The organism is Micromonospora mirobrigensis (assembly GCF_900091555.1).
In the GTDB taxonomy this organism is placed as follows: Bacteria; Actinomycetota; Actinomycetes; order Mycobacteriales; family Micromonosporaceae; genus Micromonospora; species Micromonospora mirobrigensis.
On the sequence record NZ_FMCX01000006.1, the window covers coordinates 356,501 to 368,238 of the forward strand.

At 73.2% G+C, this 11,738-nt stretch carries 10 protein-coding genes; 4 read left to right on the plus strand and 6 right to left on the minus strand.

Going from position 1 to position 11,738, the window contains the following annotated elements; genetic code table 11:
* Positions 1 to 26: 26 nt before the first annotated feature.
* Both GA0070564_RS21380 and GA0070564_RS21385 read right to left on the minus strand, forming a co-directional pair.
* Entirely contained in the window at positions 27 to 1,340 is a 1,314-nt protein-coding gene (locus tag GA0070564_RS21380) for an ABC transporter substrate-binding protein (RefSeq protein WP_091611343.1), read from the minus strand.
* A gap of 204 nt (positions 1,341 to 1,544) precedes the next feature.
* Positions 1,545 to 2,300 (minus strand): maleylpyruvate isomerase N-terminal domain-containing protein, encoded by a 756-nt coding sequence (locus GA0070564_RS21385; protein ID WP_091611346.1) that lies wholly within the window; start codon positions 2,298 to 2,300, stop codon positions 1,545 to 1,547.
* A 125-nt stretch (positions 2,301 to 2,425) separates the two neighbouring features.
* Between GA0070564_RS21385 and GA0070564_RS21390 the strand changes: the two genes are divergently transcribed.
* On the plus strand, positions 2,426 to 3,460 hold the full coding sequence (locus GA0070564_RS21390; protein ID WP_425412508.1) for a UDP-N-acetylmuramate dehydrogenase: 1,035 nt from the start codon (positions 2,426 to 2,428) through the stop codon (positions 3,458 to 3,460).
* A gap of 79 nt (positions 3,461 to 3,539) precedes the next feature.
* Here the strand turns inward: GA0070564_RS21390 and GA0070564_RS21395 are convergent, their stop codons facing one another.
* Both GA0070564_RS21395 and GA0070564_RS21400 read right to left on the minus strand, forming a co-directional pair.
* Positions 3,540 to 4,328, minus strand: a complete 789-nt coding sequence (locus GA0070564_RS21395; RefSeq protein ID WP_245670133.1) for a class I SAM-dependent methyltransferase — start codon at positions 4,326 to 4,328, stop codon at positions 3,540 to 3,542.
* A 22-nt stretch (positions 4,329 to 4,350) separates the two neighbouring features.
* Positions 4,351 to 5,118: an SDR family NAD(P)-dependent oxidoreductase gene (locus GA0070564_RS21400; RefSeq protein ID WP_091611356.1), complete on the minus strand. Its 768-nt coding sequence runs from the start codon at positions 5,116 to 5,118 to the stop codon at positions 4,351 to 4,353.
* 193 nt (positions 5,119 to 5,311) lie between these two features.
* On the opposite strand from GA0070564_RS21400, the gene mshA reads away from it, so the two are divergent.
* The 3 genes from mshA (at position 5,312) to GA0070564_RS30385 (ending at position 8,514) form a co-directional block, all read left to right on the plus strand.
* Positions 5,312 to 6,676: a D-inositol-3-phosphate glycosyltransferase gene (gene mshA / locus GA0070564_RS21405; RefSeq protein ID WP_091611361.1), complete on the plus strand. Its 1,365-nt coding sequence runs from the start codon at positions 5,312 to 5,314 to the stop codon at positions 6,674 to 6,676.
* A gap of 143 nt (positions 6,677 to 6,819) precedes the next feature.
* Positions 6,820 to 7,371, plus strand: coding sequence for a type III secretion system chaperone family protein (locus GA0070564_RS21410; protein ID WP_091611365.1), 552 nt, complete (start codon positions 6,820 to 6,822; stop codon positions 7,369 to 7,371).
* A 183-nt stretch (positions 7,372 to 7,554) separates the two neighbouring features.
* On the plus strand, positions 7,555 to 8,514 hold the full coding sequence (locus tag GA0070564_RS30385) for a hypothetical protein (protein WP_342672569.1): 960 nt from the start codon (positions 7,555 to 7,557) through the stop codon (positions 8,512 to 8,514).
* A gap of 393 nt (positions 8,515 to 8,907) precedes the next feature.
* Here GA0070564_RS30385 and GA0070564_RS21420 read toward each other — a convergent pair whose 3' ends face one another.
* Both GA0070564_RS21420 and GA0070564_RS21425 read right to left on the minus strand, forming a co-directional pair.
* Positions 8,908 to 10,164: an MFS transporter gene (locus GA0070564_RS21420; protein WP_091611371.1), complete on the minus strand. Its 1,257-nt coding sequence runs from the start codon at positions 10,162 to 10,164 to the stop codon at positions 8,908 to 8,910.
* A gap of 111 nt (positions 10,165 to 10,275) precedes the next feature.
* Positions 10,276 to 11,604, minus strand: coding sequence for an MDR family MFS transporter (locus GA0070564_RS21425; RefSeq protein WP_091611374.1), 1,329 nt, complete (start codon positions 11,602 to 11,604; stop codon positions 10,276 to 10,278).
* Between the last annotated feature and the right edge of the window lie 134 nt (positions 11,605 to 11,738).

The following is an 11,738-nucleotide window of genomic DNA, read 5'->3' on the forward strand; positions in this document are numbered from 1 at the left end:
GCCCGCCCGCACGCCTGGCTTCTCCGCTACTTGGCGGCGGCCTTCTTGGCGTTGGTCACCGCGTCGGTCCAACCCTGTTCGGGGCTGCGCTGCCCCAACTCGACGGTGCGGACGGCGTTCTCCACCTCGGTGCGTACGGCCTGGTTCTTCGGGCCCATGTAGACCGGCTTCAGGTCCTTGGCGCCGGCGGCGAAGATCTTGCCGACCGGGGCGCCGGAGAAGTACGCGTTCTGCGAGTCGACGATCGCCGGGTCCTGGAGCGCCTGCGGCGAGGACGGCAGCGCGCCCTTGGCCTTGAACGCCCCGATCTGGCCCTTGGCGCTGGTCAGGAACTTGACCAGCTCGATGGCCTCGGCCTGGTGCTTGCTCTGCTTCGGCACGGCGAGGAACGAGCCACCCCAGTTGCCGCCGTCACCGGGAACGTCGGCGACGTCCCACTTGCCCTTGCCGGCCGGGCCGGCGTTACCCTCGATGACCCCGGTCAGCCAGGCCGGGCAGGCGATGGTGGCGAACTTCGACTGCTTGAAGGCCGAGACCCACTCCTCCGACCAGGAGCCGTACTTGCCGGACAGCCCGGAGTCGATGATGTCCATGGTGGTGTCGTACGCCTGCTTGACCGCCGGGTTGCTGTCGACGACCAGGTTGTCGTTGGTGTCGTAGTAGCTGTAGCCGGAGGTGTTGCCGGCGGTCTGGAGCAGGATGGTGTTGAACGTGTTGGTGGCGGCGTCCAGGAACGAGGCCCCGGTGTTCTTCGCCTTGAACTGCTCGCCGACCTTGATGTAGTCCTGCCAGGTGGGCCAGAGCTTGGAGACCTGGTCCCGCTCGGTGGGCAGGCCGGCCTTGGCGAAGAGGTCCTTGCGGTAGCACATCGCCATGCCGCCGACGTCGGTGCCGAGGCCGATCAGCTGCTTGCCGTCGGCGGTCAGGCCCTGGTTCCACTTCCAGTCGAGGAAGTTGCCCTTGAGGTCGGCGGCGCCGTGGTCGAGCAGGTTCACGAAGTTCTGCGGGTTGGCCTTGTACTCGACCAGCAGACCCTCCTCGATCGCGACGATGTCGCCGGCGCCCTTCCCGGCCGCCAGCCACTGGGTCAGCTTCGGGGAGTACTCGTCGAGGTTGCTGCCGGTGCCCCGCTCGACGATCTTCACGTCGGGGTGGCTGGCCATGTATTCCTTGTAGAGCTCTTCGTAGCCGAACTGGCCGAACGTGTCGACGGTCAGCGTGACCGGACCGCCGGCGCCGGCATCGTCGTCGTCGCCACCGCCGCACGCGGTGGTGGAGAGCAGGGCGGTGGCCGCGACGAGGGCGACCGCCGCGAGGCGACGGCGCGAGAAGGTTGCCATCTCTTATCTGACCCCTCTGAGTCTGTGGGTGGTGGAGGTGGTGCCGCGAACTGAGAGAGCGCTCTCACGAAAGGGTGGTGGCTGCCTCCGGTTCTGTCAAGAGAGCGCTCTCAGACAGTTACCGAAGACCCCCGAACGCCTCCGGGGTGGCCCGCCGGTCAGGCGGGCCACCCCGGAGGCGGCGTCGAGCGGTACGGCGGCGGGTCAGCCCACCCGGAGCCCGTCGAGCAGGCCGCGGTCGCCGGCGACCCCGACCGTGTCGAAGCTGACCCGGCCCATCAGGGCGAGCAGCAGGTCGCTGGCCGTGCCGGTGACCTGCGCCCGGGCGTGGTGGTCGTCGTGGTCGAGGATGGTGGCGGTGTCCAGCAGCGCCACCCCCTCGCCGCGCAGCCGGAGGAACCAGTCCTGCGCGGCGTCCGTCGCGGTCAGCTGCACCACCCCGTGCCACTGCCCGGGCTTGACCCGTCGGCCGGCCGGCAGCCAGGTGTCCAGCACCTCGCTCACCCCGTCGGCGGCGAGCTTCGCCTCGATCGGCTCGCCCGCGGCGATGGCGAGCTGCGCGTCCCAACGGTGCACCGCGGTCTCCAGCGCCATCCGGCGGGGCCAGAAGCCAGCCCGCTTCGGCTGCGGCGCGAAGTTCCACGCCGGCGCCTCCGGGTCCAGCCCGTCGAAGAGCGCCATCAGCCGGTCGTACTCCTGGCGGTACCACTGCGCCGGGGTCAGTCCGGCCGGCAGCTCCGGGTCGTGCCGCTCCGGCCTGGTGGCGGTGCCCGCGTTCACCGCGGTCTGCGCCCACGTGTACGCCCGGGTGAGGTGCAGGGTGAGATCGGTGACCGTCCAGCCGGGACAGGAGAGCACCGGCGTCTCCGGCGGGGCCTCGGCCGCGGCGGCGGCGAACGCCGGGCCCTCCACCCGCAGCGCGCCGATCCAGAAGTCCTTGCTGCCCTGCAGTCTGCTCATCGCCATTCCTCCCGGGGGTGACCCGGCCACCAGTGGGTGCCGCGGCTGCCCCTCAGCCTAGGGTGAAAGGCGTGTCAGACGTCTACGCCCATCCGACAGCCGACGCCCGCCCGAACGGTGACCCGCTGGCCCGGTACACCACCCTGCGCCTGGGTGGACCGGCGGGCCGGCTGGTCACCGCCGCCAGCGCCGACGAAATCGTACACAAGGTGCGCCAGGCGCAGCAGCGGGACGAACCCGTCCTCATTCTCGCGGGGGGCAGCAACGTCGTGATCGGGGACCAGGGCTTCCCCGGCACGGTCGTGCTGGTCCGCTCCCGGGGCCTGCGGGTGGTCGCCGAGGACGCCGGGACCGTCACCGTACGCGTCGAGGCCGGCGAGCCGTGGGACGACCTGGTCGCCGCCACCGTCGCCAACGGCTGGTCCGGCGTGGAGTGCCTCTCCGGCATCCCCGGATCGGCCGGCGCCACCCCCATCCAGAACGTCGGCGCGTACGGCCAGGAGGTCGCCGAGACCATCGTCGGCGTCCAGGTGTACGACCGCACCGACGGCACCGTCGGCCGGATCGACGCGGCGGACTGCGGCTTCGCGTACCGGTCGAGCATCTTCAAGTACAGCGACCGGTGGGTGGTGCTCTCGGTCGACTTCCGGCTGGCCCGCTCGCCGCTCTCCGGCCCGGTCCGCTACGCCGAGCTGGCCCGGTCCCTCGGCGTCGAGGTCGGTGGCCGGGTGCCGCTGGCCGACGCCCGGGCCACCGTGCTGCGGCTGCGCGCCGGCAAGGGCATGGTGCTGGACGCCGCCGACCCGGACACCTGGTCGGTCGGCTCGTTCTTCACCAACCCGGTGCTGGACCGCGAGGCGTACGAGCTGCTCCGCGCGCGGGCCGCCGACATCGCCGAGCCGCCCTCCTGGCCCTGCCCCGGCGACCTGGTCAAGGTCAGCGCAGCCTGGCTGATCGACAAGGCCGGTTTCGCCAAGGGCCACCCCGGTCCGGAGGGGACCGCCATCTCCACCAAGCACACCCTGGCCCTGACCAACCGCGCCGGCGGCACCAGCACCGCCGCCCTGGTAACCCTGGCCAGGGAGATCAGAGACGGCGTCCACGCCCGCTTCGGCGTGACCCTCCACCCCGAACCCGTCCTCATCAACTGCACCATCTGACCCGCCCCACCCGGCCGAACCCCGTTGATCATGAAGTTAGCGGCGAAGTGGATCTCCAAAACTGCCGCTAACTTCATGATCAACGCGTCGAGGTGGGGATTACGGTGGGCCAGGGGAGGGTGAGTTCGCCGCGGCGCCAGTGGTGGGGGCGGCCCTCGATCGGCCAGCCGGACTGTTTGACGGCGGTGACCGTCGCCACCCAGCGGTGGCGGGGGCCGAAGGGGGCGTAGCCGGCGGCGGCCTGCCAGGCGTCGTCCAGGGCGCGGATCAGGTCGTGGATCCGCTCGCCGGGCACGTTGCGGTGGATCAGGGCCTTGGGCAGGCGTTCGGCCAGCTCGGCGGGGCTGGTCAGGGTGGTCAGCTTCGCGGCGAGGGTCAGGGTGCGCGGGCCCGCCGCGTCGAGCAGCACCCAGCTGCCGAGCCGGCCCAGTTCGTCGCAGGTCCCCTCGACCAGCACGCCACCGGGGGCCAGCCGGTCGGTGACGGTCGCCCAGGCGGCCGGGACCTCGCTCTCGTCGTACTGGCGCAGCACGTTGAACGCGCGGACCAGGGCGGGACGCAGACCGGTCAGCTCGAACCCGCCCCGGGCGAAGGTGAGCCGGGGCGGGTCGGCGACCGGTGCGGCGGCGGCCACCCGCGCCGGGTCGATCTCCAGGCCGACCAGCCGGACGTCGGGGCGTACCCGGGCGGCCAGCCGGGCCCGCAGCTCGACTGCGGTGACCGGGGTGGCGCCGTAGCCCAGGTCGACCACCAGCGGGTCGGCCGCGTCCCGGAGCCGGTCGCCGCAGGTACGCACGATCCAGTTGTCCACCCGCCGGAGCCGGTTCGGGTTGGTCGTGCCCCGGGTGACGACCCCCTGCGGTCTCACCGCCGGGCCCACTCCTCGCGCCTCACTGGCCGACCCGGTGCACCTTGTGCTGGGCGGCCTGGGCCAGCGGGCGGACCACCAGCCGGTCCACGTTGACGTGGTGCGGTCGGGTGGCGCACCAGGCGATGCAGTCCGCCACGTCGTCGGCGACCAGCGGCTCGGCGACCCCGGCGTAGACGGCCGCGGCCTTCTCCGCGTCGCCACCGAAGCGGACCAGGCCGAACTCGTCGGTCTTCACCATGCCGGGGTCGATCTCGATCACCCGCACCGGCCGGCCGGAGAGCTCCAGGCGCAGCGTGCCGGCCATGGCGGTCTGCGCGTGCTTGGCCGCGACGTAGCCGCCACCGCCCTCGTACGGGGTGAAGCCCGCCGTGGAGCTGACGATCACGATGGTGCCCGCGCCGGACGCCTCCAGCGCCGGCAGCAGCGCCTGGGTGACCCGGAGCGTGCCGAGCACGTTGACGTCGTACATCCACTGCCAGTCGCCGACCGCACCGGACTCGACCGGGTCCAGCCCGCGCGCGCCGCCGGCGTTGTTCACCAGCAGGGTGACCGGTCCGGGCGCGGCGGCCGCCGCGGCGGCCAGGCCGGCCACCGACTCGTCCGACGTGACGTCGCAGCCGACCGCGGTGGCGGTGCCGCCGGCCGCCTCGATCTCGGCGACCAGGCCGGTCAGCCGGTCGGTACGCCGCGCGGCGGCGAGCACGTGGAAGCCCTCGGCGGCGAGCCGGCGGGCGGTGGCCGCCCCGATCCCGCTGGAGGCGCCGGTGACGATCGCGACTGAGGTCATCGGACCATTCTCGCCCCCGCCCCGACCGTCCCGCGCGGCCGGTCCGGGCCCGCCCGGGATGAGGTCCGTCACGCCCGGCGCCCCGCCCGTGCGCATTTCCGAAGCCCGATGGGGAAGATGACATCCGGCGTAGAGGTTGACCGAGAAGCGCCGGTCGTGCGGGACGGCATCAACCGTGACAAGAGGAGCGGACGTGGCGGAACAGCACACCGGTGTCGGTCGTCAGCGAGGTGCCCTCCCGTGGCCCCGGCCCCGGCGCATCGCCACCCTGTCGGTGCACACCTCACCGCTGCACCAGCCGGGGACCGGCGACGCGGGCGGGATGAACGTCTACATCCTCGAGGTGGCCCGCCGGCTGGCCGAGGCCGACGTCGAGGTGGAGATCTTCACCCGGGCCACCTCCGGTGACCTGCCCCCGGTGGTCGAGATGGCGCCCGGCGTGCACGTCCGGCACATCACCTCCGGGCCCCTGGAGGGGCTGACCAAGGAGGAGCTGCCCGGCCAGCTCTGCGCCTTCACCGCCGGCGTGCTGCGCGCCGAGGCGGCCCGGCCGCCCGGCCACTACGACCTGATCCACTCGCACTACTGGCTCTCCGGCCAGGTCGGCTGGCTGGCCAAGGAGCGTTGGGGCGTGCCGCTGGTGCACACCGCGCACACCCTGGCCAAGGTGAAGAACAGCCAGCTCGCCGTCGGTGACCGGCCCGAACCGAAGGCCCGGGTGATCGGCGAGGAGCAGGTGGTCGCCGAGGCCGACCGGCTGGTCGCCAACACCCGGGTCGAGGCCCGCGACCTGCTCGACCGGTACGACGCCGACCCGGACCGGGTCGCGGTGGTGGAGCCCGGCGTCGACCTGGACCGGTTCCGCCCGCCCGCCGGGGACCGGCAGGCCGCGGCGCTCGCCGCCCGCCGCCGGCTGGGGCTGCCCACCGACGGGTACGTGGTGGCCTTCGTCGGCCGGATCCAACCGCTCAAGGCCCCCGACGTGCTGATCCGGGCGGTGGCCGCGCTGCGGCGGCGCGACCCCCGGCTCGCCGACCAGGTGACCGTGGTGATCTGCGGCGGCCCCAGCGGCAGCGGCCTGGACCGGCCGACCGCCCTGATCGAGCTGGCCGCCTCGCTGGGCGTCACCGACCGGGTGTGTTTCCTGCCGCCGCGCACCGGCGACGACCTGCCGGCGCTGTACCGGGCCGCCGACGTGGTGGCGGTGCCCTCGCACAACGAGTCGTTCGGGCTGGTGGCGCTGGAGGCGCAGGCCTGCGGCACCCCGGTCGTCGCCGCCGCCCGCGGTGGCCTGGTCACCGCCGTCCGGGACGGGGTCAGCGGCGTGCTCGTCGACAGCCACGACCCGGACGACTGGGCCCGTACGCTCTCCCGGCTGCTGCCGGACCGGGGCCGCCGGGTCGAGCTGTCCCGGGGCGCCGAGCGGCATGCCCGCAACTTTTCCTGGCAGCGCACGGTCTCCGGGCTGCTCGCCGTCTACGGCGAGGCGATCGCCGAGCACCGGAGCCGGTTCGCCACCCAGCTGGCCGGCGACGCCGCCCTCTCCTGCTCCTGGTGAGGTGCAAGGAAGGGCCCCTTATTAACGCCTCCGGTATAGCAGGGGCCCCCTGTTAACACCGGTCGGCCGGCGACACCCGGCTGTCGGCCCCCGAGCCGCCGCACGTCGGGCGACGGGCGGGCGTCGACCGTAGAGTGGTCCGGATGAGCGCGAAGAGCGAAGTCGCGGCCCTGATCGAGTCGGTCTGCGCCGAGCGGGAGCTGGAGTGGGAGGCGACCGGCGAGGGGTCGTACGCGGTCACCCTGCCCGGCACCCACAAGCTGAAGACGGTCTGCAACCTGATCGTGGGTGAGCACGCACTGCGGGTCGAGGCGTTCGTGATGCGCCAGCCGGACGAGCGCCGCGAGGAGCTCTGGGCCTGGCTGCTCCAGCGCAACGCCCGGATGTACGGGGTGTCGTTCTCGATCGACGCCGTCGGCGACGTCTACCTCACTGGTCGGGTCAACCTGGGCGGGGTGGACGCCGACGAGCTGGATCGGCTGCTCGGAGCCGTGCTGACGTACGCCGACGAGTCGTTCGACACGATGCTGGAGATCGGCTTCGGCACGTCGATCCGGCGCGAGTGGGAGTGGCGGGTCAAGCGCGGGGAGTCCACCGCCAACCTCGCCGCGTTCGCGCACCTCTTCGAGCCCTCCGGCGCCGGCCCGCGGGCCGATCCGGCGCCCGCCGCCTCCGGTGGTTCGGACCCGTCCTGACGGGTATGCCGCACCGCGCGGTGCGGCACTGGGACCGACCGCGGCCGAGGACGGACTGTCGAGGAGCGTGACATGGCTCAGCGGAACAGCTCAGGTCGCGGCGCGACTGCGACCAGGACCAAACGGCAGGCGGGCAACCAGAGCCCGAACACCCCGGGCGTCTCCGAGTCGGAGATCTCCCGGATGCGGGTGGCCGACATCCGGGGCCAGCTGCGCCGCCGGGGGGTCTCCGGCATCTCGGCGCTGCGCAAGCCCGAGTTGGTGAAGACGCTGGCCCGGACGCTGCGTTCCGAGGGACGCCAGGGCGGCGCCGCCCGCAAGGCCACCGGGCCGGCGGGACGGGCGTCCGCGACCAGGAAGACGACGGGTACCGCGAAGCGTACGAGCGCGGCGCGGAAGAAGGCCGCTCCGGCTCCCACCCGGGCCAAGGCGACGACCAGCCGGGCGAAGGCGGCACCGTCGCGCGCGAAGTCGACGCCGTCCCGAGCCAAGGCGACTCCGTCGAAGGCGAAGGCCGCGCCGTCGAAGGCCAAGGCGACTCCGTCGCGGGCGAAGGCGGCGCCGTCCAGGGCCAAGGCTGCCCCGTCGAAGGCCAAGGCTGCGCCGTCGAAGGCGGCCGCGCCGAGTCGGGCCAGGACCGCACCGGTGCGGGCGACAGCGACTCCGCCCCCGGCTGCGGCAGCACCGTCCCGCGTCGAGCTTGCGCAGCCGGCGCAGCAGCCGAGCACCACGGTCGGCAGCGCGGCGCTCACGACGGCACCCACCCGAACCGGCGTGCGGACCGGGAGGTTGACGGCCCGTTCGGCGAGCTCCTCGCAGCAGATCACCTCGGTCGCGGACCAGCCGGAGCGGCCGGGCCGGAGCCTGGTGACGGCGAACCACGAGGTGATCCAGCGCTGGGCGCGGGCCCGCAGCGCCAGGCCGGCGACCATCGCCGGCACCGAGCGGGAAGGCCGGCCGGGGGTGCTGACCTTCAACATTCCGGGCTATCGGGAAAGCAGCCGGATCCGGGAGATCAGCTGGGACGACTGGTTCCGGACCTTCGACGCGCGCCGGCTGAACCTGATCTACCAGGAGCAGCTGCGCGACGGCCGGCAGAGCAATTTCTTCCGTACGGAGTCACCCGATCGGGCCGACGCCTGAGTGTTTGCGGGAATCCCCGACGGGTAGACGCTGTTGCCCGACGAGGATCCGGAGATGCCGGGAGCGTGATCCGGACGCCGGCGCTGTGACCGGCGAGACAGTGATCCAGGTTGAATCCGGAATCCGGGGCGAACTAACTTTATTGCACCGCGCCACGCTTGGAAACGTTCGGGGGAGCGGCGGATCGATCAGATCCGTGCACCAGGCGAGGCGCAAGGAACGGGTGGAGCACACCGTTGGGGGACGGTGCCACCCGTGGTACCGGCGGCGCGAGCGGGCGACGCTTACGGGGGTGAGTGTCGCCCGCCGCCGCCGGGTGTACCGGGCGAGCGTCCACCACGACGGGGGTCGGGGTGGGCGCTCGCCCGTTTCCGGCCAACGTCGTGGTGCCGGTCAGCTGCCCACCGGGGCGTCCGGAGTCCGTTCCGGGGCCGCCCGCAGCGTGGCGACCCGGCGTTCCCGAGCCGGCCCGGCGAGCAGATGACCGACCGCGGCAGTCAACCCCAGCGCGCCCACCACGAGCCAGTGCCCGTCGCCGAGGAGCTGGAGGCTGACCCCGCCCAGTGCGGGCGCGACGAACGAGGCCGCCGGGAAGGTCAGGTAGAAGACCGCCTGGTAACGCCCGCGCAGTCCGGGCGGCGCGAGGTCGGCGTTGATCTGCGCGTTGGGCGGCGCCGCGAGCATCGAACCGGCCGTCCACACCACCGCCGCCCCAAGGTACGCCCAGAGCCGGTCGGCCAACGTCAGGGCACCGAAACCCAGGGCCATCAGTGCGGTGGCCACGCTCAGCACGTGCGCCTGCCGGTACGGCGCGATCAGCCGGGGCACGAAGAGCTGCCCGAGCACGATCAACGCCCCGCCGAGGGCCACCACCAGCCCGTACGCCGAGGGCCGCAGCCCGTCCGCGCGCATCGCCAGCGGCATGATCGTCGAGGTCTGCATGGTGAGCACCGCGAGCAGGAACGTCAGCCCGACGAAGACCAGGAAGATCCGGTCGGTGAGCGCGGTGGCCAGCCCCGGTCGTCCACGGCCCCGGTCAGGCGCCGGGAGGCCGACCGGCCGAGCCAGCGTCTCCGGCACCTTCGCGGCGATCACCAGGGCGGCGGCCAGCGTGGCGGCGGCGTCGAGCAGGAACAGCGCCACGAAGCTCGCCTCGGCCAGCATCCCGGCCAGCAGCGAGGCGACCGCCATGCCGAGGTTGAACGCCCAGAACTGGAGGTTGAAGGCGTACGCGCGGCGGTCCTCGGGGACCACGTCGACGATCGCGGCGACGAAGGCCGGGCCCGGCATGGAGTGCGCCACCCCGAGCGAAGCCGCCAGGACGGCGATCACCGCCAGCTGTTCGCTGAACGCCAGCCCGACCATCAGGCCGGTGGCCGCGAGGTGGGCGGCGAGCAGGGTGGCCCGGCGCCCCCACCGGTCGGCCAGCACCCCGCCGAGCAGCACCCCGGCGGCCCCGCCCGCGCCGTACGCCCCCACCACCGCCCCCGCGGCCGCAGGTGAGGTGCCCCGAGCGTCGGTGAGGTAGAGCGACAGGAAGAGCACGGCGAACGCGCCGGCACGGTTGATCAGCAGGCCGGCCCAGAGGTACCAGAAGACGGCGGGGAGCCGCCCCGGGCCGCCGTGCAGCCGACCCCACGCGACCCGCACCCGACCCTCCGGAAAGTTTCCTAACTACTTCCCTTCGACCCTATGCCCAACCCGTCTCGCCCGCGACCAGACCCCGGGGCGCGGCAACTGGCGGCGCCCTGCGGGTCGTACTCAGGTGGTGGCGCGGACCTTGACCGGCTCGGCGGGTGCGATGGCGGCGGCCTCGGCCACCTCCGGGACCGGCGCCCGGCGGGCGGTGACCGGCTCGACCGGGGTGGCGGGGGTGCGGAGCCGGCTGGCCCGGCGTTCCCGGGCCGGGCCGGAGATCAGGTGGCCGGCGGCCATCAGCAGACCGATGACCAGGCAGCCCAGCCAGAGCGCGCGGTCGCCGGCGTGTTCCCGGACCAGGCCGCCGAGGATCGGGGCGGCGGCACCGGCGATCTGCCAGGAGAGGGAGAAGGCGCCCTGGTAGCGACCGCGCAGCTCGGCGGGGGAGAGCTCGGCGATCAGCGTGGCGTTCGACGGCGAGTTGAGCATCTCGCCGAGGGTCCAGATCAGCACGGTCAGGCCGTAGAACCAGGCGGTGTCGGCGAGCGCGGTCAGCCCGAAGCCGACGCCCATCACCACGGCCGCCAGGGCGAGCACGTGGGAGCGGCTGCGGCCGCGGATGAGCCGGGGCACGAAGAGCTGCCCGGCCACGATCAGCAGGCCGTTCAGCGCGATCACCGAGCCGTAGGTCGCCGGGGAGAGGCCGGCGTCGCTCATCGCGATCGGCAGCATCGAGATGTGCTGGAGGAAGACCAGCGCGCCGAAGAGGTTGAGCGCCACGAAGCCGAGGAAGACCCGGTCGGTGGCGATCACACGCAGCGCGCCGCCGCGGGCGGGGCCGACGGCGGGGGCGCCGGTCTGGACGGTCCGGGTCTCGCCCACCCGGAAGAAGATGATCAGAGCGGTGACCAGGGTGGTGGCCGCGTCGACCGCGAAGAGCAGCAGGTAGCCGGCCTGGGCGGCGAACCCGGCGAGGACGGCCGCGCAGGCGAACCCGAGGTTGATCGCCCAGTAGTTGAGCGAGAAGGCCCGCAACCGGTCGGACTCCGGCACCACGTCGATCATCATCGCGCCGAACGCCGGCCGGGCCGCCTCGGCGAACATGCCGAGCAGCAGCGCGCCCACGGCTACCGCCCAGAGCGGTCGGGCCAGACCGAGGGCCAGCATCATGGTGGCCGCGCCGAGGTGGGCGGTGAGCAGGGTGGGCCGCCGCCCCCAGCGGTCGGTGAGGGTGCCGCCGACGGTGGTGCCGACCGCCCCGCCGACGCCCCAGAGCCCGATCACCAGGCCGGCCTGGGCGGCGGAGAAGTGCCGCGCCTGGGTGAGGTAGATGGCCAGGAAGACCAGGACGAACGAGCCGAGCCGGTTGATCAGGGTGCCGGTCCACAGGTACCAGAAGGTCCTCGGCAGCCCGCCCGTGGTGTCCCGGAACCAACCCCGCATCGTCCGCACGCCGTGCCCCCGCTCCCCGTAATGACCGCTCAGGTTCGAGCACCTTACAACCTAGTGCCGGTGCCGCCGGCCGGTCATCGGGTTTTCCACGTGGTGGTCGTCACGACCACTGCCCGCGTGTCCGCAGGCCGGGT

Excerpts from the sequence above, each read along its gene's own strand:
- GA0070564_RS21380 (WP_091611343.1), bottom strand. The coding sequence starts at position 1,340 with ATGGCAACCTTCTCGCGCCGTCGCCTCGCGGCGGTCGCCCTCGTCGCG.
- GA0070564_RS21410 (WP_091611365.1), top strand. The coding sequence starts at position 6,820 with ATGAGCGCGAAGAGCGAAGTCGCGGCCCTGATCGAGTCGGTCTGCGCC.
- GA0070564_RS21385 (WP_091611346.1), bottom strand. The coding sequence starts at position 2,300 with ATGAGCAGACTGCAGGGCAGCAAGGACTTCTGGATCGGCGCGCTGCGG.
- GA0070564_RS30385 (WP_342672569.1), top strand. The coding sequence starts at position 7,555 with ATGCGGGTGGCCGACATCCGGGGCCAGCTGCGCCGCCGGGGGGTCTCC.
- GA0070564_RS21400 (WP_091611356.1), bottom strand. The coding sequence starts at position 5,118 with ATGACCTCAGTCGCGATCGTCACCGGCGCCTCCAGCGGGATCGGGGCG.